21 protein-coding genes are annotated in these 25,960 nt (G+C 68.4%); 4 read left to right on the forward strand and 17 right to left on the reverse strand.

Annotation, left to right across the window (positions count from 1 at the left end; genetic code table 11):
* Positions 1 to 138: 138 nt before the first annotated feature.
* The 10 genes from Pla175_RS17960 to Pla175_RS18005 all read right to left on the reverse strand — a co-directional run bounded on the left by Pla175_RS17960 (position 139) and on the right by Pla175_RS18005 (position 12,944).
* Positions 139 to 1,035 (reverse strand): all3515 family Zur-repressed PEP-CTERM protein, encoded by an 897-nt coding sequence (locus Pla175_RS17960; RefSeq protein WP_197526953.1) that lies wholly within the window; start codon positions 1,033 to 1,035, stop codon positions 139 to 141.
* A 161-nt stretch (positions 1,036 to 1,196) separates the two neighbouring features.
* Positions 1,197 to 1,577, reverse strand: coding sequence for a hypothetical protein (locus tag Pla175_RS17965; RefSeq protein ID WP_145288325.1), 381 nt, complete (start codon positions 1,575 to 1,577; stop codon positions 1,197 to 1,199).
* 1 nt (position 1,578) lies between these two features.
* Complete coding sequence (locus Pla175_RS17970) at positions 1,579 to 2,607, reverse strand: hypothetical protein (RefSeq protein ID WP_145288328.1); 1,029 nt, start codon at positions 2,605 to 2,607, stop codon at positions 1,579 to 1,581.
* A gap of 89 nt (positions 2,608 to 2,696) precedes the next feature.
* Positions 2,697 to 3,521: a hypothetical protein gene (locus Pla175_RS17975; RefSeq protein WP_145288332.1), complete on the reverse strand. Its 825-nt coding sequence runs from the start codon at positions 3,519 to 3,521 to the stop codon at positions 2,697 to 2,699.
* Positions 3,522 to 3,577: 56 nt separating this feature from the next.
* Positions 3,578 to 4,387 carry a prepilin-type N-terminal cleavage/methylation domain-containing protein gene (locus Pla175_RS17980; protein ID WP_145288335.1) on the reverse strand — a complete coding sequence of 270 codons (810 nt, stop codon included), beginning with the start codon at positions 4,385 to 4,387 and terminating at the stop codon, positions 3,578 to 3,580.
* A 155-nt stretch (positions 4,388 to 4,542) separates the two neighbouring features.
* The gene (locus Pla175_RS17985) at positions 4,543 to 4,923 is read right to left on the reverse strand and encodes a hypothetical protein (protein WP_145288339.1); all 381 of its coding nucleotides are present in this window, start codon (positions 4,921 to 4,923) and stop codon (positions 4,543 to 4,545) included.
* A 75-nt stretch (positions 4,924 to 4,998) separates the two neighbouring features.
* A complete protein-coding gene (locus Pla175_RS17990) occupies positions 4,999 to 7,026 on the reverse strand; it encodes a SulP family inorganic anion transporter (protein ID WP_145288342.1) in 2,028 nt (675 codons plus the stop codon).
* 1 nt (position 7,027) lies between these two features.
* Entirely contained in the window at positions 7,028 to 8,506 is a 1,479-nt protein-coding gene (locus tag Pla175_RS17995) for a proton-conducting transporter transmembrane domain-containing protein (RefSeq protein WP_145288345.1), read from the reverse strand.
* Positions 8,503 to 9,897 carry a proton-conducting transporter transmembrane domain-containing protein gene (locus tag Pla175_RS18000; protein WP_145288350.1) on the reverse strand — a complete coding sequence of 465 codons (1,395 nt, stop codon included), beginning with the start codon at positions 9,895 to 9,897 and terminating at the stop codon, positions 8,503 to 8,505. Before Pla175_RS18000 ends, Pla175_RS17995 begins: the two co-directional genes overlap by 4 nt.
* Entirely contained in the window at positions 9,894 to 12,944 is a 3,051-nt protein-coding gene (locus Pla175_RS18005) for a DUF2309 domain-containing protein (protein ID WP_197526954.1), read from the reverse strand. Before Pla175_RS18005 ends, Pla175_RS18000 begins: the two co-directional genes overlap by 4 nt.
* A 211-nt stretch (positions 12,945 to 13,155) precedes the next feature.
* Between Pla175_RS18005 and Pla175_RS18010 the strand changes: the two genes are divergently transcribed.
* The 3 genes from Pla175_RS18010 to Pla175_RS18020 all read left to right on the forward strand — a co-directional run bounded on the left by Pla175_RS18010 (position 13,156) and on the right by Pla175_RS18020 (position 16,552).
* Positions 13,156 to 13,845: a response regulator transcription factor gene (locus Pla175_RS18010; protein ID WP_145288358.1), complete on the forward strand. Its 690-nt coding sequence runs from the start codon at positions 13,156 to 13,158 to the stop codon at positions 13,843 to 13,845.
* 181 nt (positions 13,846 to 14,026) lie between these two features.
* A complete protein-coding gene (locus tag Pla175_RS18015; protein ID WP_145288362.1) occupies positions 14,027 to 15,418 on the forward strand; it encodes a sensor histidine kinase in 1,392 nt (463 codons plus the stop codon).
* A 159-nt stretch (positions 15,419 to 15,577) separates the two neighbouring features.
* Complete coding sequence (locus Pla175_RS18020) at positions 15,578 to 16,552, forward strand: alpha/beta hydrolase family protein (RefSeq protein WP_231953955.1); 975 nt, start codon at positions 15,578 to 15,580, stop codon at positions 16,550 to 16,552.
* Positions 16,553 to 16,603: 51 nt separating this feature from the next.
* Here the strand turns inward: Pla175_RS18020 and Pla175_RS18025 are convergent, their stop codons facing one another.
* The 5 genes from Pla175_RS18025 to Pla175_RS18045 all read right to left on the reverse strand — a co-directional run bounded on the left by Pla175_RS18025 (position 16,604) and on the right by Pla175_RS18045 (position 22,918).
* Positions 16,604 to 17,698, reverse strand: a complete 1,095-nt coding sequence (locus Pla175_RS18025; RefSeq protein WP_145288368.1) for a lipid-binding SYLF domain-containing protein — start codon at positions 17,696 to 17,698, stop codon at positions 16,604 to 16,606.
* A gap of 251 nt (positions 17,699 to 17,949) precedes the next feature.
* On the reverse strand, positions 17,950 to 18,723 hold the full coding sequence (locus Pla175_RS18030) for a carbonic anhydrase family protein (protein WP_145288371.1): 774 nt from the start codon (positions 18,721 to 18,723) through the stop codon (positions 17,950 to 17,952).
* A 141-nt stretch (positions 18,724 to 18,864) separates the two neighbouring features.
* Entirely contained in the window at positions 18,865 to 19,482 is a 618-nt protein-coding gene (locus Pla175_RS18035; RefSeq protein WP_145288375.1) for a hypothetical protein, read from the reverse strand.
* A 275-nt stretch (positions 19,483 to 19,757) separates the two neighbouring features.
* Positions 19,758 to 21,293 carry a sulfatase family protein gene (locus tag Pla175_RS18040; RefSeq protein ID WP_145288378.1) on the reverse strand — a complete coding sequence of 512 codons (1,536 nt, stop codon included), beginning with the start codon at positions 21,291 to 21,293 and terminating at the stop codon, positions 19,758 to 19,760.
* Between the two features lie 644 nt (positions 21,294 to 21,937).
* Positions 21,938 to 22,918: a hypothetical protein gene (locus tag Pla175_RS18045; RefSeq protein ID WP_145288383.1), complete on the reverse strand. Its 981-nt coding sequence runs from the start codon at positions 22,916 to 22,918 to the stop codon at positions 21,938 to 21,940.
* A 316-nt stretch (positions 22,919 to 23,234) separates the two neighbouring features.
* Between Pla175_RS18045 and Pla175_RS18050 the strand changes: the two genes are divergently transcribed.
* Complete coding sequence (locus tag Pla175_RS18050; RefSeq protein ID WP_145288387.1) at positions 23,235 to 23,507, forward strand: hypothetical protein; 273 nt, start codon at positions 23,235 to 23,237, stop codon at positions 23,505 to 23,507.
* Between the two features lie 341 nt (positions 23,508 to 23,848).
* On the opposite strand, the gene Pla175_RS18060 is transcribed toward Pla175_RS18050, so the two are convergent.
* Together Pla175_RS18060 and Pla175_RS18065 are read right to left on the reverse strand one after the other, a co-directional pair.
* The gene (locus tag Pla175_RS18060; protein ID WP_197526955.1) at positions 23,849 to 24,781 is read right to left on the reverse strand and encodes a YybH family protein; all 933 of its coding nucleotides are present in this window, start codon (positions 24,779 to 24,781) and stop codon (positions 23,849 to 23,851) included.
* A gap of 197 nt (positions 24,782 to 24,978) precedes the next feature.
* A complete protein-coding gene (locus Pla175_RS18065) occupies positions 24,979 to 25,935 on the reverse strand; it encodes an alpha/beta hydrolase (protein WP_197526956.1) in 957 nt (318 codons plus the stop codon).
* Positions 25,936 to 25,960: the final 25 nt, after the last annotated feature.

Consider the following 25,960-nt stretch of genomic DNA (forward strand, 5'->3'; position numbering starts at 1 on the left):
GTTCCGGTCGGGGGAGGGCCGCGATCGCGCAGCGCGCGTCGGACGGAACCAAGGGCTCCTGTCTCTCCTCGCATTGAACCAAGAAAAAGCCGACCGGCCCTAGGGGGCTGCCAGGGCCGGTCGGCAACAAGGCAACCGCTACGCTAGGCGGGCGCCGGTGCGACGCAGCGCCGCAGCGCCGACCAGGCCCGCGATAGCGAGCAACCAAGTCGAGGGTTCCGGAACCGCGGTCGCCGAGACGAAGCTGAAGCTAAACGGCGCCGAATCGCTCAGGGTTGGCGACGCGCTCAGGTCCTTCAGCACAAACGTCGCCTCGAACGGGGTTCCCGTCGCTGCCGAGGCGTCCACGGCAAACACAGGCAGCACCGACCAGTCGGCGCCGGGGCCCAGCATCAACGTCTCTCCGACGCCGGAGAACAGCGGCGCGCCGGAGGCGTCGTGGATCGTCAGCCCCGGGGTGATCGACGTCAGCATCATGCCGACGCTCACGCCGGCCACAGACGACTTGTAGGCGTCCCCGCTGGCGTTCAGCAGGTAGTGCCCGGGGTGCGTGCCGCCGTCCAGCCCGTCGTACTGAAGCAGGTTGTCGATGGGACGGATCGTCAGGTCGCCGTACTCCTGTTCGATGGGGTCCGAGGGAAACGTGGAAGCCCCCAGGCCAGAAACCAGCTTGCCCGCAAAGGCGCCGGCGCCGGGCAGCAACGCCAGGCCGTCGTCGCCGTAGTACGGCTCTGGCAGGCTGTCGTTAGCGCTGAACGCCGGGGTCGGCGCCAGCGGGTCGCCGGTATAGCCGTACGAGCCGATGCGGTGGAAGTGGTTGCTGGTCGGCGTGTCGACGAACGTGTGAGAAAGCAAGAACGTGAGTCGCTGGTAGTTCGGGTTCGACAGGCCGGAGTACGACCCGAACCCGATGACAGGCGCGTTGTCGACGCCGACATGGTAGAGCGTGATGCCCGGTTCTGGGGCGGCCTGCGCGGCGCCGACCACAAGCGGCAGACAGAACAAAGCAGGCAAGCAGTAACGTAAAGCGTTCATAGAGGTACTTCCAATGAAAGTTTGTGAAAACAGGAACAGAATCAGAAGCGCGCACCCTCGGCGGCTCCTCTGAGGCAGAGGTCTTTCTCCGGACGAAAGATGCCAGACACGTGGCTTGGTCGGCGGCATGCGCCGACGGACCGGCTCGCTTGCCGTCGTGCCTAAGAGGCTACGCCCGGGGGGCCGCGGGGGCGTCGCCGGTAGCAGGCGCCCTGCTCGGTGGGTCCCTGCCGCGTCGGGCTGGGGGCTCGACCCACTTGGCCGCCATGCACGGAAGAGACTTCTAACGCCACCGGGGCGTGGAAGGTGGCGAGCAGCTCGCAGAGCGGGCAATCGCCCGACTCAAGCCCTGTACGCTCCCCCGGAGCGGGACCCGTCTGTTCATTCTCGCCTTGGACCCCCGCACACTGCAGCGGCGCGCAGGTCCACTCCGAGTGCATGCAGCCCAGCGCGACGTGCAGCGCATAGCCGCCGCAGGCGACGGCGCCCACCAGCACCACCAGTGCGATCCGCAGTCGGTCTTGGAGCCGGATCGGGTCCACGTCAGCGGGCTCCCCAGAAGAACCGCCCGCGACGCGCCGACCGTAGGCCGGCGGCTGTCGGCGCCAGCGCGATGCAGCTCGCTAGAGCGGCGAGCAGCGCCGCGCCGGGTTCTGGGACCGGAGCAGAAACGCCTATCGCCGCCGTCGGCGGTGGTCCGTAGTGCGTCCGCCAGCAGTCGTAGTCTCCCTGATCGACGACGAGGTTGAAGTCGCCGTCGGCCGCGAGGTCCGCCGTGCTGCCAAGCGTGTCGCGCCACACGGTGTAGTCCGCGGCGTCTACGGAGCCGTCGGCGTTGTAGTCGCCGGGGAGCGTTGTCGAGTGGAACAGATCGACGCGCGCGTTCACCCAGGGGCGGGCGAGTTGCTCAAGCTTCACGACCGACGCGCCGGGGGTCGACCAGATGACGTAGAACGGGTCGGAGGCCTCCAGCCCCTCCATCCGCAACTGCATCGAGATCAGATAGTAACCCTCGGCCGGCGCCGAGCCGTTGTTCACGTCTGTGTCGTCGTCCAGGTAGAAGAAACGGTGCTCGTGCATGAAGCCATTCGCGCCGGTGGTCTCGATCGTGTGCCCCGGGACCATGGTCGGCGTGCCGTCGACGGCCGCGAACTGGTTGTTCTTGCCGTACAGGTAGAGGCGGTAGTCTGCGCCCGGGGCCGCGCCGAACGACACGTCGTCTAGCGTGGCGCCGTCGCCGTCCCAGTACAGCAGGTTCGACGTGGCGCACACGCCGCGCATCGACAGGAAGTCCCAGTCCAGGTTCGTCGAGCCGGGCAGCGCGGACGTCCCCGGCGGCAAGATGGGCGAGGCGCTCGACAGCGCGTTGAAGCCCGGGTTGTTTTCTGCGTAGCTCGCCGGAAACGGGCGTGTGAAAACCCGCGTCGCCTGGGCCGTGCCGGCGTCGAGGTCGCTGATCCCGACCGTCAGCCTGCCCCCCAACTGCTGCACAAGGATATCGGTGTGCTGAGCGACCGCGGCGCTGGCGCCGAGGCCCAGCACAATGAGCGTGAGGATGCGGATCGGAATCATGTTCAGGCGATGACGGGATGGGGGATCCCCAAGGGTTGCGGGACCGGACCGACCGGCCCCGCAACCTGGGAAGGCTTGGCAGCGGATGTCTACGCGCGACTTGCGGCGCGGCACGCGAGGCCGCAGCCGCACAACAGCGCGAGTGCTACGGACGACGGCTCGGGGACGCTCGCGTGGGCGTCGACGAACTCTACCGCCTCTTCGAAGTAGGCGAGGCTGCTGAACCGGCCGAGGTCCATCGGGTCGCCCGATCCCTCGAATATCTCCAGCAGTCCCTCAAACTCTTCGGCGGCGTCGTCGTCGTCGATCAGGCTGCTGGCGAGCCACACCAGGTTGATCGGCGCCGACTCGGTGAGCCCTTCTACGCCGGCGGTGAGCGTCATCCAGTAGACGCCGTCCGCGGCCGGCCCGGAGAGGCCGAACAGCGGGTGGTCGTCCAACGAGCCGTCCGGCGCCGTGGTCGCGAAGGGAGAACCGCCGCCGATCACGAACGACACGCCGGGCTGCGTGTTGGGGGCGAAGTTCACGGCGCCCAGCCCGTCCCAGTAGTAGAGGTCGCTGGTCGCGCCGCCCAGCGAGAAGCTCTGCAGCGTCGCCGAGACGTCGGCGTCGCCCGGCAGCGGAGCGGCGCCGGCGACCTGCGACGCGTTGGAGCCGAAGAAGCCCGGCTCGTCGCGCTCAAACGTGAAGAAGAACGGCGGCGTAGACGCCGCGGGCTTGATGAACACGGCCTCGAAGACCTTGGTCTCCAGGTCGAAGGAGGGCCCCCCTTCTTCCATGTCGAGGTCGGCCGCCGCGCCAAGCACCACCTGGCCCCCTTGGCTGGCGACAAAGATGTCGCTGTGCGCGACGGCGAGCGTAGGCATCAACACCGCGGCAAGTGCGGCTGCGCCGCGGATCATCGTAGAAAGCATTGGACTATTCCTGAATTAAGAACAAGAGCTGGGAGAAAAAAAGCCACGGGCCGCCGCTACTCGGGCGGCCTGGCAAAGTTAAAACCTTCCTGGCACCACTGGGCGACCTGCTCCGACGCCAGGGCCTCGACGTGGCCGTCCGCGTACAGGTAGTTCGCCACCCCGCCGGCGTGACGATCGACGGCGATGCCGCCGCGCACGTCGTTCCACACCGCGCCGGTCGAGGCGTTGCTCGCGAGGTTCTGCTCGCTGAACCACTCGTCCGACTCAACGTGGTCGTAGTTGGTCGCTACCTGGGCGATCGTCACCTCGAACAGCACGATCGTCTTGTTGGTGGCGGGCAGGTCGTACAGGCTCGCGTAGCGCCCCTCGTTCTGCCGCTGCATCGCCGCCCGGATCGGCGGCGGCAGCCCGGGGGAGATGCGGTCCTTCTTGCGCAGGTAGGCGTTGAACGCGTAGCTGGTGAGCTTGCGCTCGGCGCCCGCCGGGGCCAGCCCCTCGGCCACCCGGCCCGCTACCGTGGCCCGCGCCTGGTCGATCTCGTCCTGTTCTTCCGGGCAGTAGCGGACCTTGTCCACGTCTTCCATGAAGGGGCGCAGGCTGTCGATCCACGACTCCGACTGGTCGTGCCCGTGGGCCACCAGCGGGAACTTGCCGTTGTGCACCGTAGCGAACTGGTGCACCGCCAGACCCAACTGCCGCATGCCGCTGGCGCACTGGGTGCGCCGGGCCGCGGCCCGGGCCGCCTGCACGGCGGGCAGTAACAGCGCAACCAGCACGCCGATGATGGCGATCACCACCAGCAGTTCGACAAGGGTGAAACCGGCGCGGTTAGGCGCGCACCGGCAGCGCAGGACTGGGCGCATCGAGGGCGTCCTTATGGCAAAGGGGGGGGTGGGCAGCTTTGCGCGCACGGTGGGGCTACGCGCCGACGGGTCGGAGCCCGTTGGCTGGTTGCGTCCAGAGCGTGGAGCGGCGGCGCACCGACCGTGGGTCGATGAAACGCGACTGCCGCGGGGGGCTACGCCGTGGGGGCCGGCGGGCCGCGCGGGTCGGCGAGCCGGTGGGCCGCCGCCGGGAAGACGCTGCGCGCGAGGGGCGCAGGGTGAGAGACGCTTTCGCTGCGGTCCGTGGCGGGCGGCAGCGCGGTCTGCCCGGCCCGCATCTGGGCGAGCAGCGAGCACACGGCGCACGATGCAGCGTCGTGCCCTTGGGTCGCGGCCCGGAATCCGTCGGCCGCGATCGGCGCCCTCGGGCCGCAGCAACTGCACGACGCCGACGCACAACCGCTGTCGGCGGCGGGCGCCATCAGCGAGTGCAGGCTGTACCCCAGCCCCGCGATGACGCTGTACAGCGACGCGAGGGTGAGAGCAACGAGCCTGTGGCGCCAGTGGCGGTGCATCGCCCTATCGTAGACGTGCGCCGCACAGTTAGCAACCACAGCGTAGCTTATCCAAGCGATCGCGCGTGGCCGCGTCTAGCGCGAGGCCTCCAACAACGCATGCTGGTCGTCCGACGCAAGACCGCCGTCGACCAGCGGGTCGGGATCGGACCGCAGCACCTCGATCAACTCAGAGAACACCACAACGCGTCCGCCGGCGAAAGGCTCGTTCTCCAGGTAGTCGAACAACGTCGAGGCGTCCCCCGGCGCGGCGATGATCTCGATCCGCACCATCGCGTCGGCGCCGGGCGTGCCGTTCTGGCGGTGGGCGCCGCGCAGCTCGCGGCAGGGTGAGCTAGAGAACCCGCGGGCGCCCAACTCGGCGAGCCCGCGCTCAAGCTGCGCCTCGGCGCTGGCGTCGGCCAGCACCGTGATCCTCCGCATCCTGGTCAGTTCCTGCTTGCGCGCCGCGAGGGCGTGCTTGGAGAGCTGGCGGTGGGCGCCCAACCCACGGACCTCGAACCCGATCCCTTCCTTCTGGAAGTCGGCGTGCAGCTCTTCTAGCTTCTCCATCGTGCTGTGGTCTACCAGCTTGGCGTCGGAGAGGTCGATGATCAGGTTCCGCTTCTGCACCAGCCCGATCTGCTCGATCTGCCGCCGGAACGGGATCCAGTTGCTGAAAACGGCCGAATCGCGGGCGATGATCAGGCTGGTGTCGGGGCTGAGGTCTTGGATCTCCAGGTAGGGCTTGAACAGCGAACGCAACGGCACGCCGTTGGCGACGTGGATGCTGATCTTTAGCAGGATGCCCGCGGCCACCCCCATCAGCAGGTCGGTCGCCAGCACCATCACCAGCGTGGTGACGAAGATCGCTAGCTGCTCTTTGCCGATCCGGTAGACGTTCACGAACTCCATCGGGTGGGCCAAACGGAAGCCGGTGTAGACCAGCATCGCGGCGAGCGCCGCCAGCGGGATGTGGTGCAACGCCATCGGGATGAGCGCCACGCACAGCAGCAGGAACAGCCCGTGCCACAGGTCGGCGAAGCGCGTGCGGGCGCCGTTGTCGATATTGGCCTTGGAGCGGACGATCTCGGAGATCATCGGCAGCCCGCCGACCATGGCGGCGCCCAGGTTGGCGATGCCAACGGCCATCACGTCGCGGTTCATGTTGGTCTTACGCTTCCAGGGGTCGAGCAGGTCGACCGCCTTGGCGCTGAGCAGCGACTCGAGGCTGCCGATGGCGAAGAACATGAAGACCCACTTCCAGGCCATCGGCTGGTTCAGCGCGGTGAAGTCCGGGAAGGCGATCTGCTCGAACATGCCGAACACGTGGTCGGGCATAGCCACCAAGAACCGGTCGCTGAGCTGGTACTCGTGGTTCTGCAGCGTGTAGGAGTGTTTGTGCAGCAGGTCGAAGCCCTCCCCCATGCCGACCGCGATCAGCAGCACGATCATCGGCGCCGGGATGAGCCCGATCGGTCCGAGCCGCTTCTTCACCACCGGCCACAGGAACATGATGGCGATGCTCACCAAGCCGATCGCCGCGATCGCGGGGTTGGCCTCGCGGACGTAGGTGGGGATCTCGCGGAGCATCTCCAGCGGCTCCCCCTTGGCGGACACGCCCAGCGCCACCGGGATCTGCTTGATCATGATGATCACGCCGATCGCCGCCAGCATGCCGTGCACGGTGGCCGACGGGAAGAACTCTCCCAAGATCCCCGCACGGAACAGGCCAAAGCAGATCTGCAGCACCGCCGCGGCGACCCCCACCGCGAGGGCCGCTTGGTAGGCCGACCCGGCGGCGCCGGGGCTGGCTTGGAACTCGTTGATGCAGCCCAGCGCGATGACGATCAGGCCCGCGGCGGGGCCCTTGATCGTCAGCTCCGAGTTGCTCAGGAACGTGGTGACGATCGCGCCGATGATGGCCGTGAAGATGCCCGCCAGCGGCGGGTACCCCGACGCCAGCGAGATGCCCAGGCACAACGGCAACGCGATCAAGAACACCAAGAAGCCCGACAGCAGGTCGTGCTTCAGGTAGCGGACAAACCCGCTGGCGTCGCCGACGGGGACCTCACCGGCCGGCCCCGGGGCCGTCTGGGGCGAGCGTGCAGCAGGATGACTCATCTTACGAAGCTCCAGGGAAAGAGCCGCCCGAGACAGCGGCGGAAACGGGCCCGTGGTTGGGCCCGTGATTGGAAGCGTGCGGCGCCGGCGCCTCGAACCTGGCGCGCTGCCTCAGCAGGGCGCCCACCGCGTGGCGGCGTGAGGCCACCCCCGCCTGCGGGAAGATCCCTCCGCCGATCATCAGCGCGGACAGGATCAGTACGGCCACGCGCTCGGCGGGCCGGATCCGTAGGTCGATCGTTCCGGTGTGTTCGCATCCGGTGAAGATGCGGAAGTAGGCGTGCATCACCGCCAACCCGTTCAGCGCCGCGACCAGCACAACCGCCGCGCCGATCAAGGGGGTGGACGACACGGCGCCGTCGACCAGCAGCTCCATCGCGATAAAGCCGATCGTGCCCGGGAAGCCGATGCTCGCCAGGCCGGTGAGCAGAAAGAAGCCGGCCAGCGTGGGCGAGGCCTGGTACAGCCCGTGGAAGCGGTCGAGCGCCATGCGGCCCTTGCGGGCTTCGACACAGCGGAGCGTGATGCCGAACCCGGTTAGCGCGAGGCCCACCGAGAGCCACACGCACAGCCCGCCGGTCAGGCCGATGGGGGTAGCGATCTCTAGCCCCACCAGCACCAGCGAGGCGTTGCTGAGCAACAGGAAGCTGAAGAACCGGCGGGCGTCGGTCTGCACCAGCGTCATCCCCGAGGCGTAGAGCGCCGTCGCCAGCGAGGCGAGCTCGACCGCGCCCAGCAGCCACCCGGGGGCCACCGGCAGCAGCAGGCGGAGCGCCACGTAGGCGCCGGTGAGCGGCGTGACAAACAGCAGCGCGGTGCCGAAGCTTGCCCGGTCGAACAGGTCGGCCATCCAGCAGTGCAGCGGCGCCACGCCGCTGCGGACCAGCACGGCCGCGGCGATCAGCCCGGCGCCCAGCCAGCGGAGCGTCCCCTGCCCGGAGGACGCCCCCACCAGCGTCTGACCGGCGACGAGCAGCGCGGCGAACAGCGCCATGTGGATCAAGAAGACGCGCGGCGAGGCGCCGCGACGCACCAGCTCTACCCACGGTGGAACGACCGCCAGCGTCATCAACGACACAAGCATCCAGGGGGTCCTGCAACTCAGCGTCGCCAGCACGATCGCCTCGGCGATCAGCGTCCACGTGAACGAGAACCTGGCCGCCTTGGTGCGGAGCGTAGCGAGGATGGTCAAGAAGAACTGCAGCGCGGCCAGCGGCAGCAGCGGCCCGCTCAGCTCGTCGATCACCAGCGGGTCGGCGCCGAACACCGTGGCGAGCAGGTCGTACCCGTCGTGCGCGGCGAACGCGTGCACCCACACCAGGTCGATCCAGGCCGCCGTGACGCACAGCAGCGCCGCGCCCGACGCCGCCAGGCTGATCTTGCGTGCCCAGTCGACATCGACCCTGCGGGCCGCCAACACCGCGCCCAACAGCGGCGCCAGCACGGCCAGCTCAAGCCAAGGGAGGTGGAGTGTGGTCATGCGGCGCCCCGTTTGTCGCTAGGTTGCTGCTCAGCCTGCCCCGGACGTTCGCCCGAGAGCAGAGCCGCCCAGTCCTCTTCGCGCCGCTGGCACCACGAGAACGCCGCAATAAAAGGCGCGACGATATAGCGGTCGAGCAGCGCGTCCAGCGATCCCCGCTGCATCGCGAATCGGTAGACCGATCGCCCGACCGCCGGCGGCAACCGCAGCAAGGAGCCGCCGCGGTTTTCCTCCAAGCGCGCCCCGATGGCGTTCTCGATCTGGTTGCGGTCCTGCAGCAGGCTGGGGGTCCGCAGCAACTGCAGCGTCCGCAGACAGGCGTGGCCGATCATGTGGATCAGGGCCAAGTAGCGGAAGCCGAGGCCGATCTCGACCGTGATGATCCCCACCTGGGTGAGCGACGCGAACGCCAGCATCGACTTTGCGTCTGACTGGACCCGCGAAACCACCGCGGCGTAGACCGCGGTGACGAGGCCCAGCATGACGACGGCCGCCGAAAGCAGCGGTGAGAGCTCGAGGATGGGGCTGACCCGCAGCAGCAGGTACACCCCCAGGTGGACCGAGAGGGCGCCGTAGAACACGGCGCTCGACGGCGTGGGCCCCTCCATCGCGCGCGGCAGCCACCCGCAGAAGGGGGCCAGGGCGCTCTTGCCCGCGGCGGCGCCAAGCAGCAGCAGCCCGATGAACAGCGCGTTCTCTGGCGCCATGGTCGCCACGCCGTAGGGCCAGGGCCCCTGCCCCGTGAGCGAGGCGAAGTCGCCGGCGCCGGTGACGTGGTGCAGCGCCACCGCGGCCATCAAGAACGCGGCGTCCGCGAACCGGTAGATGGCCCACACGCGTTGCCCGTTGTTGACCGGCGCGGGGCGGTCGTGGAAGTAGGCCACCAACAGCGCGGACGACAGCCCGACCAGCTCCCATCCCAGGAACAGCGTCTCGATGGTGTCCGCCAGCACCGCGGTGACCATCCCCATCAAGAACACGGCGTAGAGCAAGAAGAAGCGACCGTAGCCCTGCTCGCGATGCAGGTAGCGATTGGCGAACGCGCCGATCGTGCCGACCAACAGGAACGACAAGATGGTGAACGGCGCCGACAGCCGGTCGAATGCGAAGTGCAGGTGGAAGACAAAGTGCTCGCCGAACTCGTCGTTCGGCAGGGACACCCAGTTGCCCAGTTCGATGCCCACATGGCGTGAGCCGCTTGCCAGCATCAAGGCGAGCACCCCGATCGCAGCGGTCAGCCCGGCAGTCACGGCTACCTGCGTCACCAACGCCGAATGCTTCTCACTCAAGGGCCGAGACAACAACGCGGCCAGCCCCTGTACGGCCAACAACGCGGCCGGGGCAATCAGCACAACGGGGGCCAGGAACGCCATGATCGACTCGGCGGTCATCGCGTCGCCCCCGTGGACGTGGATTCGGCGGCGGGATCGATCGTGGCGAAGCCCAGGTGATCGCGCTGACCGCGGTACCACTCGATCGACTCCGCGACGCGTGGCAGTTGGCTTAGCGGCGCCTGGTACGGCTCGAAGCGTCCGTTCTGAAACAGCTTCATCTCGAGGCTCTCTGCATCAAACAGCGCCAACTGCACCCAGTCGTTCTGCACCAGCGTGTCGATCGCGGCGTTGTCGGCCATGATCCGCTGCATGGCCTCGGGCGTTGTCTCGATCACAAACAGGTTCCTCACCGGCTCGTGGATCTCGACCATCTGCCACGGCAGCCCGGTCCGCAGGTCGCTGCCGGCGCCGTCCATCACCCCCAGCATCGACGTGACGTTGTGCGGCAGCTTGGTGCCGCAGCCGTAGCCCCGGTTGTCGACGCGGGAGAAGTAGTACTCCAGCGCGATGCCGGCGCAGACCGGGATCACGGCGCTGAGCAGTTTGGCGAGGACGGACCTGGCCTTGTCGTCTGCCTCCGGGTCGTAAGACGCCAGGAACGCCCGGCGGTCGAGGAACAGCCCGCGGCTCCACGCCCGGCGGCCGACAAACGTGTAGGCGTTGGTGGCGTGGCCGCACTCGATCCGCACCTGTGAGAGGTCCGACGCCCGCCCCTCGACATGCCGGAGCGCCGCCGCGGGGCTGAGCGACAGCGGCGCAGACTCGAACCTGCGGCAGCGTTCGTGGGCGTCGCGGGCGCGTGCCTCGTCGATGGCCTTGCTGGCCCGGTTCAGCACGCCGCGGTGGGTCGTTGGGAGCAGGTCGAGGTCGTACAGCGTGTAGCTGTCGTCCCCCGTGTTGTGGTACCCCCCGATAAAGCAGGTGGCCTGGTCGATCTGCATCCCGCGCCCGGCGAGCCGCTCGCGCACCCGCGGGTCGTTGGCCATGCGGGCGAAGGCGCGGGCGTTGGGCCCGCCGCGTCCGCCGCCGCAGGCGCCGCAGTCGTAGGCGGCCGAGTGGGGGTTGTTCACGCTGCTCGAGCCGTGGCCGGTGATAATCACCAGCCGGGCAAAACCGCGGGTCAGCCCCATGGCGGTCAGGGTTCCGTGGACGATGGAGGTCATCTCGTCGATGCTGTAGCCCAGCTCGTCCGGCGCGCTCCCCGGCGACTGTGCGGTCCGCTCCAGCGTCAACTGCGTACGGTTGGGGACCACGATCCGGCCGAAGAAGCTGGCGAAACGCCCCGCGAGCCTCGGCGAGAGGATCCGCAGCACCATCGGCAGCGTCGCCGCGGCGCCCAGCAGCCCCGCGATCGCGCCGCCAAGAAACGACTGGCTCCCCTGGTTCATGCCGTGGGCCGCGCGTCCCAGCGTCTGCCGCGCCTTCTCCTGACGCCGGCTCGTCCCCTCGGCCGAATAGGCGGGGGTCTCGCGGACGAAATGCTGCGGCTTGACGTTCACCGGGCAGAGGGGGCGGTACGTGGCCTCGGAGACCCCCCGGTAGTACATCGCCACGCCAAAGAACCCAGCGAAGCCGAACGTCTCGCACGCCGGAAACACCTCTTCGAGGTGCCGGCGGAACGACTCTTCGCGGTCGTCGATGCAGCAGACCAACTGAAACTCCGGCGCCGCGAGCGCTGGGGCGTGCTTCAGGCCCGCGGCGTGGGCGCGGATCGCGTCGAGCGTGCGCTCCCGGAGCTGGCGTTCGTAGGCTTGATGGTAGACCCGGCGCCGCTCGCGGCTGGAGAACGCGTCGACTTCTTCGATCAGGTTCCGCCACTCGTACGCCGAGAGGGACATCAGGTCGACGGGCGTCCAACCCCGCACCTGCGCGATCTGAAACACCGAGAACGCCTGCTGAAGCCTGCTTTCTCCCCCCTGCGGATCGGGCGTCCTGCCGGACAGGGGATCGGCGTCGAGGCGCTGCTTCGCCAATCGTTGGAGCAACAGGCGGACCGCCACGTAATCCACCAGCGTGCCGCGCGGCGCGGGGCGGACCGTCCACTCGGCGTTGGTCTCCATCTGCCAAACCATGCCGGCCCAGCCGGGGAGTTCTAGCAGTGCTTCGGTAAGGACCCGCTCGCGGTCGTCCGGGGTCACGCGTAGCTCGGCCAGCGAGGCGGCGATCGACGCCTGGGCGTCGCACCCCAGCGCGTCGACCTCCTGCACCAGCGCCGGCAACCCATGCAGCCACGCGGTCTGCGGCTTCGAACCGCGGTGCAAGTTCACGAACGCCCGCAGCAACCCCTGCTCGCAGTCGGGGAGGCGCCAGGGCGCCAGCCCCTGGTCGAGGTACGCGGCGCAGAAGCGGATCATCTCGCTATCGACTAGCGCTGCCGCTTCTCGGTCGCGATCGCCCGACCGGGCCGCCCGCGGAGGGCGGCTCTCGGCCGCTAGGTCGACCCCGGCCCGGCACGCGCGCCACAGCAGGTGCAGCGTGAAGGGCTCCCAGTCCCCCGCGTTCCAAGACTCAAAAATTGCTCCGCCGAACCGCTCGATCAGCGCGTCGACCTCCTGCTTGAGGGGGCAGCGCTCGCGCGCGCCGTTGGCGTAGTCGCGCACAACCCACCGCCGCGTCTGGGATACCACCCGCTCGCGGGTGGCCGTCTCTACCTCAGGGCGGTAGCGGAACAGCGACTCTGTTTCGTCGATGTACCAGCGGATCTCCGCGTCGGGCCCCTCCCACAGCGGCCGCTCGAGCATCGCCAGCCACAGCGCGTGTCGGGTTCCCAGGGCGCCCAGCAGCTCGTCCCCTTGGTCCCCCAGCACGGCCAGCAGCTCGCGGTCGAGGTCCGCGGGGCGGATCCGGCCGCGGTCGAGCTGGGCCCGGTACTCTGCCTCGGGAAGGTAGGGGTGGCAGTCGAATAGGTCCGCCGCGGCGACCACCGCCTCGTGAAACGGCTGCTCCTCGAACGCGTGCAGCGTGTTGTGGTGCACGAACACCGTGATCGGCCCCTGCGACGGCAGCAGGTGGGCCAGGTGCTCGATCTCCGCGGCGAGGTCTGGCGCCGGTGGGTGCGAAACGAGGGGCGCCGTGCTCGACGGAAACGTGGAAGTGTGCGGCACAGCGGGGCGGTGAGGGAGGCCGTATCGAGGTGGGGCGGCAGCGATGGGGGTAGACTGCAAGTTCTACGTCAATCATCGGGGCGCAGCCACGCACAAAGGATTACAATTCGGTAAGGCGCCGCGTCCTTCCTGCAAAACCAGCAAGAATGCCGACTTAAGACCGCAAGCGCCGCACGCGCCCCGCACAGCCGCCGCCCCCTCAGCCTTTGTTATGCAGATCCTAGTCATCGAAGACGACGCCGTGCTGGGCAAGGCGATCAAGCGCGGCCTGGAAGACAACCACTGCGAGTGCGCCTGGCGCCGCAACGGCGAGGAGGGGCTGGCCGCCGCGATGACCCAGAACGCGGACGTCATCCTGCTCGACCTGATGCTCCCCGACCTGCCGGGCCTCGACCTGCTCGCCCAACTCCGACGCCGCGGCGTGCAGACGCCAGTGCTGATCCTCAGCGCGCTCGGCTCGGTCGACGAGCGCGTGGCCGGCCTCCGCGCCGGCGCCGACGACTATTTGGTCAAGCCCTTTGCGTTCGACGAGCTGCTCGCCAGGCTCCACGCGATGACGCGCCGCGCATTGCCGCTGGCGACGCAGCGTTACCAGGCCGGGCCGCTGAACCTCGACCTGGCGCTGCGCCGCGTCAACCGCGACGGTGTGGAGATCGACCTGACCCCTACCGAGTTCAGCCTGCTCGAGTTCCTCATGCGGCACGCGGGGCAGGTGGTCACCCGCAAGATGCTCTGCGAGCACCTTTGGGAGGCCGACTGGGAAGGGGTGACCAACGTGATCGAGGTGCACGTCACGCGTCTGCGGGCCAAGATCGACCGCGGGTTCGACGCCCCCCTGCTGCACACGGTGCGCGGACGAGGCTATGTGCTGAGGGCGGAGAGTGAAACGAGTAGTGAGTAGTGATGAGTGATGAGTGGCAACGACCAGAAGCACAAACGCACGAATTCAATAGCTGCCGATCTACGGTCGGCGCGGCGCGCCAAGCTTACAGCTTGCTAGCGCGCCGGCCGTAGGTCGGCAGCTATTTTCTTTACCGCAACGCACGCACACCTCCGACGCACGCGCCGCCGCTATCGCCCTCTTGCCCCCCTTCCACCGCTCGGTCCGCTTCCGCATCGCCGCCTGGAACGCGCTGGCGGTTGCTACGATCGCGCTGGTGGCGCTCATCGGGGTGCGTCAGGCCGTGCGGTGGACGCTGCTGCACGAGATCGACCAGGTGCTCCGCGAAGACGCCAAGGAGGTCGGCCTCGCGCTCTCCGACGCGTCTCCCGACGGGTTCGTCGCCGTGACCGACGCGCTCGGCCGCAAAGCGATCGGCCACCAGCAGCACCAATGGTTTGTCGCCTTCGTCGACGCCAACAAGAACCCCATCTGGACCAGCCGCGATTCCGAGGCCCACGACCTCCCCCTCGACGCGCTGGTGGGCGCCGGGCCCCACACGGTAGACGACGTACGCGTGCTGCGCGCCGCTGCGCCCGCGAACCCCTACGGAGTGCAGCAGACGTATGTCGGGGCCTCGCTGGCGCCGCTGCGGTCCGACATGGGGGGCATCGACCGTGCGGTGGCGGCCACCGGGCTGCTGATCCTGTTGGCCTCTCCCCTGTGCGGCTACTGGATGGCCGGGCTGGCCACACGCAACCTCGAGACGCTCACCGAGACCGCGGCCCGGCTCCGCCCCACCCACCTCGACGAACGCCTGCCGATACGCGGCGCCGAGGACGAGTTCGACCGCCTGGCGGCGACCATCAACGGCCTGCTCGACCGCATCGCGGAGTACGTCGCGGAGAAGCAGAGCTTCGTGGCCGACGCCGCCCACGAGCTCCGCACGCCCATCGCCGCGATCCGCAGCTCGGTTGAGGTCGCCCTGGCAGGCGAGCGATCGACGCAGGACTACCGGTCGCTGCTGGAAGAAGTGATCGAGGAGTCGGCGTCGCTGGAGGTGCTGGTGAACCAGGTGCTGCTGCTCTCCGAAGCGGTGGTGTCGCACGACCAGCCGATCGTCGAATCGACCGCGTTGGGCGAGGTGGTTGAGAAGGCGGTCGATATGTTCCGCGGCGTGGCGGAGAGCCGGGGCGTGTGCCTGACGCTCGCGGTCCAGGACAACCCGCTGGTGGTCGGCGTGAAGCCCCACCTCCGGCAGGTGGTGAACAACTTGATCGACAACGCCATCAAGTACACGGGCGAAGGCGGGAGCGTGCAGATCGACCTTTCGGTCGACCCGACCCGCGGCCTCGCCGAGCTGGTGGTCGCCGACAACGGGCTGGGGATCGGCCCCGCCGACCTGCCGCGCGTGTTCGACCGCTTCTTCCGCGCGGACCGCGCCAGGCAGCGCGATCAAACCCACGGCGCCGGGCTCGGGCTGAGCATCTGCAAGACGATCGTCGAGGCGCACCACGGCGCCATCCGCTGCGACAGCCGCCCGGGCGAGGGCGCCCGCTTCACCGTGACCCTGCCGCTGAAGAAAGAGGCCTGAGACGCACCCTGGCCAGTCGCTGGCCGACGGGCACTGCCCCGTCGGCTATTTGCCGCGACACCCAGTCTGCCGGGTAGGGTTCAATGAGTGGCAAGCGGGCGCTCGGTCGCTGGACGGATCGAGTTTCTCCCAATGCGTTCGATCCCTGGAGGTTCCCCCGTGCGACTTGTGCTGCTGGTTCTGCTATTGGCGACAAGCCCGAGCGTGCGCGCCCAGTACGACCCGCTGCGCATCGATCCGCCCCGCGCCGATCAGCACGCGGCGCCGCTGGACTTGTCGGTTGACGACCAACCCCGGGCGCGCGAGATCCCGCTGCGGGTCTACCTGCCCGACAGCAGCGACCCCGCGCCGCTGGCGATGTTCAGCCACGGCCTGGGGGGCAGCCGCGAGATGAGTGCGTACCTCGGCAAGCACTGGTCCGCCCGCGGGTACGTGGTTGTCTTCTTGCAGCACCCGGGGAGCGACGACTCCGTGTGGAAAGAGGCCCGCCCCCTGCAACGGATGGCGGCGATGCGCCAGGCAGCGAACCTCGAGAACTTCTTGCTCCGCGCGGGCGACGTTCCCGCGACCATCGACGCGCTGCAGCGGTGGAATAGCCAGTCGGGCCACGCGCTCGCCGGGCGGATCGACCTGCAACGCATCGGCATGTCCGGGCACTCGTTCGGCGCGGTCACCACACAAGCCGTGAGCGGCCAGTCGCCCCCCGTGGGCAAGGGCTTCACCGATCCGCGGATCAAGGCCGCCGTAGTGATGAGCCCCAGCACGCCGCGCGGCGGCAGCGCCGCCAAGGCCTTTGCCGACGTCTCGATCCCGTGGATGCTGCTCACGGGCACCAAGGACATCTCCCCCATCGGGGGCGCCGACCTCGACTCCCGCCTGGGCGTCTACCCGGCGCTCCCGCCGGGCGACAAGTACGAGCTCGTGATGCACAACGCCCAGCACTCCGCCTTCACCGAGCGTGCCCTGCCCGGCGAGAAGCACCCCCGGAACCCCAACCACCACCGCGCCATCCTGGCCGTCACCACCGCCTTCTGGGACGCGTACCTCAAGGACGACGCCCAGGCGAAGCAGTGGCTCGCCGGCGACGCCGTGCGGGGGGTGCTGGAAGCAGACGACACGTGGAAGAAAAAGTAGGCCCGAACCATCGCGGCGCAGCGAGGCGCCGTTCGCCCCACCTCGTTGTCCTTACGGCGCCGCCATTGCGGGCGGGGGGGGCAGGTTGACCGGCGCCTCGATCTGGCCGAGCGTGCTGAGGTAGTGGGTCAGCAGGCCGTAGGTCGACTGGAACGCGGGGAGCGCCGCCAGCGCCTGGTACTGCGGGTTCTGCCGCACCTGATCGTAGTGCTGCAGCGACGCCTTCACGGCGTCGACCGACGGGTGCGTCCGCCCCGAGAACACCTCGGCCGGCAACGCCAGGTAGCCCCGCCACGCTGGGTCCAACTGCCCAAACAGCCGCGGAGCGGTCTGGCTCAGCTGATCGCGGAGCACGTCTGATTCAGACGTCGCATACTGCTGCGCCAAAATGGCGGGCACCTGCGGGGACTGGGCGACCGGCTGCTGCTGCGCCGCGGGCGCAACGGTCGGCTCCGGGACCACGGTCGGGCCGCTATAGCGTGAGAGCAACTGCACCAGTTCCACCGCCGACGGGGGAACCACCCCCGGCTGCCCCGGCGCAGGCCGCGGGTAGAAGGCGGCGTTCGCCATGCTGTCTACCTTCAGCACCGAGCCGTCGAACGAGACGCCCAAAAAGAGCCCCCTGCTGCGTGCGTAGGAATAGACCTCTGCATTGAGGTGGGCGTCGGTCCCCGCCGAGGCCTGCCGTCCTACCGGCCCCGCCGCGGCCGCCGCGTCGACCCCCAGCGTGAGCGTGCTGGTGAGCACCCCCTGCAGGCTCCTGCGGCTCCTGAAGACCAGCACGACGTCGGTCGACTGCACGCCCGCCTGCCAGCCGATGCTGCCGCCGGTGAGCGTGATGAACAGCGGCGCGTTCCAGGCGCCGCGCTCGTCGCGCACCATCAGCGTGCCGTGCCCCATCCGCGCGCCGATGATGAACCCTCCCTTGATCACCCGCGGCACAATCGCCACGGCCACCGCGCCGTCGAGCATCGACTGTGGGATGGACTGTGCGGGGATCGCCATGATCTCGTTCAGCACCTCCATCGAGGCCCGCACCGTCTGCTCTTCTTGCCCCTGGGCGTGGGCCAGGGCCGGCGCCCAGGCGGCGCAGGCCAGCAGCGGCAGCAATAGGCGGGCGTGGGTAAGAATGGTCGGCTTGCTCATGGGGTGTTTGCTCGGGTGCGTCCGGTGCATGGGGGCCTACTCCTAGCCCCCGTCCGGCCGCGATTCTCAGCCGGACGGTCGCCGCAGGTCAAGATCGAACGCGGCCGATTCGGGCGGGAACCAGCGGCGGCGTGCAGGGGCACGTCGCCCCCTCAGGTCGGGCGCAGCGACCCATCGAGCCGACCCCGGACCGCCGCCCAGAACCGACAACCGGCGGTCTTACGAGGCGGGTTGCGGGAAGTGGGCCCCCGTCACTCGGTGATCAGCTCGACCACCCCCGTCTTCATCTCGTAGATGCCCCCGATGATCTTGATGTCGCCGTTGGATTCCATCTCGCTCAAGATCGGGCTGCCCGCTCGGATGCGGTCGATCGTCTGGCGGACGTTCTCTTCGGCCACCATGTGCACGAACTCCGGGTTGGCGCTCGTCTTCTCGCCTTCGTAGTCCTTGAAGTGGTCGACGGCCGGGCGGATGTTCTGCAGCATCGCGGTGATGTTCCCCAGCTCGACCCCGTCGATCGCCCCCTTGATGGCGCCGCAGTGCTCGTGCCCCAGGACAAAGACCAGCCTGGCGCCCGCCGCCTTGCAGGCGAACTCCATGCTGCCGAGGATGTCGGTGTTCTCAAAGTTGCCGGCCACGCGGGCGACGAACACGTCGCCGATCCCGCGGTCGAACACGTCTTCAACCGGGATCCGCGAGTCGAGGCACGACAAGATCACTGCCTTGGGGTGCTGCCCGAGCGCCGCCTCGCGCACCTGCTTGGAATGGTCGCGGCTGGTGAGCGTGCCGGCCACGAACCGCTTGTTGCCGTCTGTCAGCGACTTGAGCACGTCGTCCGGCGTCAGCTTGTCCCGCTCTGCCTGGGTCAACACCCGCTCAACCCGTGGCGCCTGCCCGCCGGCGGCCTGCCCGCTGACAGCCTCCTCGCTGACCGGGAGGGCCCGCACCTGCTCCTGCCCGCACCCGCTAGCCACAAGGCACGCCAGGCACGCCGAAGCCGCCAGCGTCGAATTCCATTTCTGCATCGGTTTGCTTTCCTAGGTCCATTCGTGATCGGTTGCACGCCAACGTGCGCCCCCATGGGCCCGCATTGTGGGCAGCGTGAGCGAGCACCACAACCCGCGGCGCGAAGTGGCCGTGGGTGGCACGCGGACCGGGGTAGCGCGCTACCACGCCCCGACCGATTGCGACTCGATCAGCAAGATCCGAACGATCGCCTTTTCATCGACCGTATCGACATCGGTATCGAGCACCACAGAGATTCCGTTGTTCTTCGTGGCCCAGATCTGGCGGCCGCTTGCCTGGTCGCCGCCGTCGCTCGTAGTGGTCGAGGTTGATGAGGTAAACAGCGCCATCATCTCGAAGCCATGTTCGAAGTGACGCTGGATCCGGTCGCGGAGCGCGACCGCGGGGAGCCCATCGACCGCGGGAGTGAACTCGTAGGAGCAAGCCATCGTGGTGGTCCCGGCGCTCTCCCCTGACCAGAACGCCTCCCATGCTCCGGCCGACGCCGAACTTCTATCCATACGGAAGAACTCATCGATGTCGGCACGCGGCTTCGCGAACAGCCCCAGGGTGTCGACCCTCGCCAACTGAAGCCCGCCCGGGGGCTGTGCACGGCGGTCGAGCAGCATCGATAGGACGTCGTTCCGCCGGGCCACCGTACGCGCCGCGGACCGGTACCGAGCGGCAAACCACCCGGCAAGCAAACTGCCCAGGGTCAACGCGATCAGCATCGTGCGCAGGCTGAACCGCGGGGCCGATCTCTTTTGCGGCTTGTCCATTTGGACCATCGCTCCACCCTATCCCCTGTCCAGTGTCTCTTCGCGAACGGCTACGGTCGCCCCAGCAAACCAGGGACACAGCCTAGCGTAAGAATGCACAGGACCGCGATAGATGCTCGGTGGTCGCGTTCGAGCACTCTGACTCGGCGGGTTCATTCCGTCCGGCGGCCACGAACTGCCGGTACTGCGCTGAAGGGGAAGGTTCGGAGTGGAGCTGCCTGTGGGTGCTTCGCGTCGGCCCGAGCCACAAGCGAGGCGTCCCCTACAACATGCCGCTACCCTTCCGCCCCGGCCCGTGCGGCTCTTCTCGCCGCGGCGTTGGGCCGATCCCCGGCCGGCTTCTTCGCGCCGATGTCCTTCTGCTCGATCGGGATAGAGCGGTCGAAAAGGAGGCCGTACTTCTGGTAGTTGTTGTAGGGCGTCGCTTGTTCTTTCCAAGCGGCGAGCTCGGTGTCGTACCTGGCGCGCATCGCCTCGAGCTGTGCGGCGGCCTCGGCGCTGCCGGCGAGGTTGGTCATCTCGAGCGGGTCTGTGCTCAACCGGAACAGCTCTTCGGTGGGCTGCATCTGCCGGTCGCCGTACCACCAGTAGGTGTACTTCCACTGCTTGGTCAGCACGCTGAGGCAGTGCGTCGGGAGCTTGTCGAACGTGTTGATGAAGGCCAGTTGTTGGCGGACCTCCTGGTCGGGGTCGCTCAGCAGCGGGAGCAGGCTGACGCCGTCCATGTTGTCGGGCGCCGGCAGCCCGGCCAGCCCGAGTATGGTGGGCGCAAAGTCGATGTTGCCCGTGAGCGACGGGCTCCGCTGCCGCCGGCCCGCCGATGGGCTGCGGGGGTCGTAGATGATGAGCGGCACGCGCGACGATTCTTCCATCGGCAGCACCTTCGAGGCGTAGCCGTGGGCCCCGCAGATGTAGCCGTTGTCGCTGGTGTAGATGATGACCGTGTTGTCGGCGACCCCCTGTGTCGTGAGCTCGTCGCGGATCATGCCGAGCGCCACGTCGATGGCGTAGACCTGCTGGAAGTACTTGGCCATCTCGGCGTCGTAGTCGGTGTCGTACTTCCACTCGGTGAAGCGGGGGTACTGGCGCCCTTGCTTGCTCTGCTCGGAGAGGTGCGCCCCCGCCGCACGGCCGAAGTTGGCCGGCTTGGTGAACGTCTTGCCGGCGTAGACGTCGTTGAACCTGGGGTCGGGGGTCGCCGGTTTGTGGGGGGCCTTGAAGCTGATCGAGAGGCAGAAGGGCTTGTCCTGTTTCACCGCTTCGCGGATCGCGTCCTGCCCGAACGCGCCGTACGAGAGCGTTGAGTGCGGGTAGCGTTTGGCGTAGCGGGCCATCGATTTATTCTTTGCGGTGGCGTACTCGGTCTGCCCGGGGCCGCCGCCCCAGATGTCGAAGTCGCCCTCGCAGATCCCCCTCCCCTGGACGACCAGGCCAAACTTGCCGGCGAACGCCGTGAGGTACCCGGACTCACGCAGCAGCACGGGGTACGACTTGCGCCACACCTCGGGCCGCATGTCTCCGTGAGAGAAGTTGGTCCCCGTCTTGTACTCGTACATGCCGGTAAAAACGCTGGCGCGGCTCGCCATGCAGATGGCCGTGGTGTTGTAGTGCCGGTCGAAGATCACGCCGTCACGCGCCAAGCGGTCTATCTGCGGCGTCTTGACTTCGGGGTTGCCGTAGGCGCCGACCGAGAGCACGTTCTGATCGTCCGCCAACAGGAAGACTACGTTCGGCCTCTGGGCGCCATGCGCCTGGCCCACCGCGCCGAGCACGATGGCCAGCACCGCGGCTCGCTTCACGACTCCGCTCATATCACAGGTCCCTTGAGTAATCTCCCCGACGGCAGGCGCCTTCCCACTCTGGCGGCGGCCCGCTTCGGGCGTCTGCATGATATCCACCCCGGGGCTTCTGGCGCCTAGTGGAAGGGAACAAAAAAACAACGACGAAGCGACACGGCTCGCGGTTGAACGGCGCCAGAGGTTGATCCCTCAGCAATGAGCCGCCGCCCATCCTTCCGCAGGGCGATCCCGCCGGTACGCGCGAGAATTAGGGACGGCGGGCCGGGGCGATTTCTTCCGGGAGCGTGGGCTGGCGCCGACCGCACGGAGAATCTGCTAGCCGGACAAGATTGTGGTCGAAAATAGCCACCCGCCGCCGGATAATGCGGGGTCGCGGCCGACGTAGCCGGTCCGCCGCACCAGGGCCGCTGGCCCGGGAAAACCAGGTGCGCGACTTTTGTCCTGCTTGTGTCCACTCAGCCCCTTTCATGTCCACTCAGACCCTCCGAGAACCGCAGTTTGCTCGCCTCGGGCACGCCCGAACCGGACGGCGACCGCAAAAACGCGGGGAAAATCGACGGAGGGGGAGGGTTTTGTCCGAAAACGCGTCCTCCTGGGGGTGGACAAAAGGACAAAACCCGCCGCCCCGATGGGCGGCGGGCGGTCGGGGGATCTACCTACTGCTCGTCCTGAGGCTCTTCCAGACGGACCAGCAGCCAGTACTCCACCTTGTCTGGGCCGAAGTGGACCAGCAGCGGGGCTTCGTCTTTGGTGAGGTTGTAGAGGCCCGTCTCGGCGACGATGTCTTCGCTCTCGCCGATGCGGAACGCGACCCGCTGCGTCTCTTTATCGACCTGGCCGAGCACCGTTTGGGCGGCGTCGGTGTCGGAGCTGTAGTAGACGCCGCTGACGACCCCTTCTTTGTCCACGGCAAGCTGCATCGCGCGGCCGGCCGAATCGTCTTGCTCATCGGACGAGACAGCGAAGGTCCCCAGCGGCATCCACTCGGCCGCCTCGGCCGCGGCCTGACCGGCCGGGGGCTGGACGGTGGCGAGGTCCATCGCCGACGCGGCGAAGTCTACCGCGGAGCACACCTCTTGCCCATCGATGAAGACCGAGTCGTCTTGGTAGTAGACGTTGCCGCCGTCGCCGTAGTCGTAGTAGACCGGTTGCGACCAGACTTGGGCCGGCGCGTTCCAGGCGAACCACGTGCCAAACGCGGCAAACGTGGGTCTCCGCCACCAGTAGTTCCAGGGGTGACGGCCCAGGCCGTAGTGGTAGTGCCAGCCGCCGATCGGGTGGTAGTGGCCCGACCACCAGTTGGGGCCGAACCAACCGGCGGCGCCCCAGCGGCGGTTCCAATTGTTGCGGACTCCGACGCCCCAGTAGTTGTTGCGGGCGTAGCGGCTGGGGTGGCGGGAGATCCAATCGCCGTTACGGTTGCCGTTGCCCCAGACCGCGTTGTTCCAGCGGTTGTTGATGTTGACGTTGGTGCTGTTGTCGATGTTCGCCCAACCCGGCCGGTTGTGGATGGGCCGGTCGCCAACGCCCGGGCGTCCGGGCCCGACGCCTGGCCGATCGATCCAGTCTGGCCGGTTGCCGGCGCCAGGCCGGTCACCCGTTCCGGGCCGGTCGCCGATGCCGGGGCGATCACCCACTCCTGGCCGTCCAGGGCGGCCGACGTCTCCCGGCAGTGTGGTCGGTCTGCCTGGCCGATCACCGACACCAGGCCGATCACCAATACCGGGCCGATCCCCAACACCGGGGCGATTGCCGGCGCCCGGACGCGTGCCCGTTCCCGGTCCGGCCGGGAGGGTCGAGGGGCGCTGGATGCCCAAGAAGTCGCCCAGATCGCCGGCGCTAGGCCGGCCGCCGCCCGTGCCGGGGCGGCTGGGGACGTTTGGTCTTCCGGCTCCGCCGGCGCCCGGTGCATTGGGCAGGCTCGGGCGCCCCGCTCCGCCGGCGCCGGGTCGGGTGGACCCGATGTTGCCGGGGAGCGTGCTTGGACGCGACGGGAGGTTGGGACGCGACGGGGTCGCGGGACGGGTCATCCCGGGGGGCTTCGGCAGCCCCCCTTGGCTGGGGCGGTTCAGGCTTGGCGCGCTGACGTTGGGCAGCGTCGTGGGCCTACCGCCGAGCGAGGGCGACGAGGGGAGATTCGGCCGGCTCGTTCCCCCCAACGACGGGGGACGGGCGCCGGGGTTGAGGGCGCCGCTGGGACGGTTCACGGAAGGACGCGACGCCTGAGGCCGATTCACCTGCGGCCGGCTGACTTGAGGCTTGTTGACTTGCGGCCGGCTGACCTGGGGCCGAGAGCCGGCGAGGCTAGGGCTGCTGGGCCGCGGGGCGCTTGGCCGAGAATAGCTGGGTCGGGAGGCGCTGGGGCGCGGGGCCGAGGGCCTGGACGCCGGAGCGCGGGAAGGCGCCGAAGGACGCGACATGCCGCCGCCTCCCCCCACGCGGCCGCCACCGCCGCCGCCACGTCCTCCACCGCCACCGCCGCGGCCTCCGATTGCAAAGGCGTCGCCGGCAAGCAGCGCAGTAATCGCCACCAATACGAGTATCGAGCGTCCCATGATGGGGTTCTCCTATTGATCGTTGGTGGGCTGATCCGCGGCGCGCGTCACGCGTACCGCCGGGCCAGAGGGGGCGGGCTCTCCGTCGACCTCGCGGCCGATCATCCGCACGCTCAAGGCGTCGTCGCCGTCGCGTTCGATGATCTGCGTCGCCGCGGCGAGCGAGCCATCCGCCAGGGTTTGCGTAAGCCGGCCGATCAAGACGTCGCCGTCGCGGGTCCAGCTCCCCTCGCCGAACGAGCCGTCCGAGTCAAAGTTCCACGAACGGACCCCCTTGGTGAGCGGGTCGTAACCGATCACCTGCGTGCCTTGGCGGGGCTCTTCGCCCTCGGCGGAGATCACGTAAGAGCGGACGAGAAACGATCCCCCGGCGCCCCACCGGCAATTCGTTTCGACCGTGACGTCGGCGGACGATTCATCCACCCACCGCCCGACCAAGAACTCGAGTTCCTTGAGCGCTTCGCCGGCCGAGGTGGGGGTCGGCAGGTCCGACTCATCCACCTTGCTCAGCCGCCACGCGTCGCCCACCTTCACCGCCACCGCAGAGAACCGGCTGCCCACCGGCTCGGCGCCCGGCATATAGAGGGCGGCGGTGCCGTCGATCGTGGCCACGTTCGGGGTGATGTCGCGGACCGTGTCTGCCGTGCCGGCGAGGCTGGCCCGCGGGTTGGCGGCGAAGAACTCGGCGAACCGTTGCTCGATCGCTCCGCGGCCGACGGTTTGCTCGCCTGTTTGCGTGTCGGTCCAGACGGCGTCCTCGGTCCAGAAGGCGGCCAGCTTCTTGGCGTCTCCCTCGTTGAACGCGGAGACGTAGTCGCCCAGCATGACGGCGGGGCCCGGTTTTGGCGCCGCGGAGTTCGGCTGGGCGGGTGCGGAGCTAACGAACGAGCTCGAAAGGCAGGTCGCGAACAAAATCGCAACCGGCCAACGGGATTGTGCGGTCATGGTTGGGCCTTGGAAGAGCAACGACACAGGCGAGCGGAGAGCGGAAAATCGTCCGCGGGCGGGCAAAAACATGGTTCGCCCCCGCCAAATCCTATTTCCTATCCGGGGGGAATGCCAGCATGTTGGGAAGAAGTAGCGAGAAAATAACCCCTGGCGGTTCGGGGTCTGCGACCCGCGACCGGCAAGTTGGGCGCCGACTACTCGGCCGGGAGGGCCATCCCCCGATCGACCAGCCACGCCTGCACAAGGTCGCGCCAATGATCGACCGGCTTGTTCAGACGACGCATGCCGAACCCGTGGCCCCCGGTCGCGAAGAGGTGGAGCTCCGCGTCGATGTTGTGGGCTACGAGCGCACGGTAGTAGGCCAGCGGGTTGTCGAGCTTCACTGCCCGGTCGTCAGAAGCGTGGATCAGGATCGCGGGCGGGGTGTCCTCAGCGACCAGCGACTCGCAACTGGTCGCGGCGGTCAATGCTTCGTCTGCATCGGCGCCGATCAGGTTGGCCCGCGAACCGCCATGCGTTATTCCGGCTCTCATCGAGATCACGGGGTAGACCAAGATCGAGAAGTCGGGCCGGCTCGGGCGGCGGTCGATGGGGTCGGTCGCGTCTGGATCGCCCGCGTCGAATCGGGTCGAGGCCGACGCCGCCAAGTGTCCCCCCGCCGAGAAGCCAATCACGCCGATCCGGTCGGGTCGAACGTCCCAGGCCTTGGCGTTATTTCGGACCGTCCGCAAGGCCCGCTGCGCATCGCCGAGCGGCACGGGGTCGCGGAAGGGGGCGTGGCGGTATTTCAGCACCGCGGCGGTTACCCCCTGCTCGGCCAGCCACTGGGCCACCAAGGAGCCCTCGTTGTCGAACGACAATCCGCTGTACCCCCCGCCGGGACAGATCACGATCGCCGAGTGGGCCGAGTGATCCGCGGACGGATGATAAACGGTTACCGTGGGGCGACTTACGGCGGTTACCCAGCGATTGGTATTGTCGCCCGACCCGCGCGGATCGACGCGTTCAACAACTTTGGACCCCTCCGACCCGGGCGCAACCCCTTCCCACAGAGGGGTTTCGGGGTCGACCGAAACTCCGGCAGCAGGCAGCAGGCCCGGCGCCAACGCCGACCCGACGAACAAGCAGACTAGTTTCGCAGCGCTGCGCATCGACAACCCTCCTATTTCCCGTAAC

It is taken from the genome of Pirellulimonas nuda, assembly GCF_007750855.1.
GTDB classification, from domain to species: Bacteria; Planctomycetota; Planctomycetia; order Pirellulales; family Lacipirellulaceae; genus Pirellulimonas; species Pirellulimonas nuda.

What these genes read in the sequence shown, in the direction of transcription:
- Pla175_RS18035 (WP_145288375.1), bottom strand. Translation starts at nt 19,482, where the DNA reads ATGGACAAGCCGCAAAAGAGATCGGCCCCGCGGTTCAGCCTGCGCACG.
- Pla175_RS18030 (WP_145288371.1), bottom strand. Translation starts at nt 18,723, where the DNA reads ATGCAGAAATGGAATTCGACGCTGGCGGCTTCGGCGTGCCTGGCGTGC.
- Pla175_RS18065 (WP_197526956.1), bottom strand. Translation starts at nt 25,935, where the DNA reads ATGCGCAGCGCTGCGAAACTAGTCTGCTTGTTCGTCGGGTCGGCGTTG.
- Pla175_RS17975 (WP_145288332.1), bottom strand. Translation starts at nt 3,521, where the DNA reads ATGCTTTCTACGATGATCCGCGGCGCAGCCGCACTTGCCGCGGTGTTG.
- Pla175_RS18025 (WP_145288368.1), bottom strand. Translation starts at nt 17,698, where the DNA reads ATGAGCAAGCCGACCATTCTTACCCACGCCCGCCTATTGCTGCCGCTG.
- Pla175_RS17985 (WP_145288339.1), bottom strand. Translation starts at nt 4,923, where the DNA reads ATGCACCGCCACTGGCGCCACAGGCTCGTTGCTCTCACCCTCGCGTCG.
- Pla175_RS17980 (WP_145288335.1), bottom strand. Translation starts at nt 4,387, where the DNA reads ATGCGCCCAGTCCTGCGCTGCCGGTGCGCGCCTAACCGCGCCGGTTTC.
- Pla175_RS17995 (WP_145288345.1), bottom strand. Translation starts at nt 8,506, where the DNA reads ATGACCACACTCCACCTCCCTTGGCTTGAGCTGGCCGTGCTGGCGCCG.
- Pla175_RS18010 (WP_145288358.1), top strand. Translation starts at nt 13,156, where the DNA reads ATGCAGATCCTAGTCATCGAAGACGACGCCGTGCTGGGCAAGGCGATC.
- Pla175_RS17960 (WP_197526953.1), bottom strand. Translation starts at nt 1,035, where the DNA reads ATGAACGCTTTACGTTACTGCTTGCCTGCTTTGTTCTGTCTGCCGCTT.
- Pla175_RS18060 (WP_197526955.1), bottom strand. Translation starts at nt 24,781, where the DNA reads ATGACCGCACAATCCCGTTGGCCGGTTGCGATTTTGTTCGCGACCTGC.
- Pla175_RS17990 (WP_145288342.1), bottom strand. Translation starts at nt 7,026, where the DNA reads ATGAGTCATCCTGCTGCACGCTCGCCCCAGACGGCCCCGGGGCCGGCC.
- Pla175_RS18040 (WP_145288378.1), bottom strand. Translation starts at nt 21,293, where the DNA reads ATGAGCGGAGTCGTGAAGCGAGCCGCGGTGCTGGCCATCGTGCTCGGC.
- Pla175_RS17970 (WP_145288328.1), bottom strand. Translation starts at nt 2,607, where the DNA reads ATGATTCCGATCCGCATCCTCACGCTCATTGTGCTGGGCCTCGGCGCC.
- Pla175_RS18000 (WP_145288350.1), bottom strand. Translation starts at nt 9,897, where the DNA reads ATGACCGCCGAGTCGATCATGGCGTTCCTGGCCCCCGTTGTGCTGATT.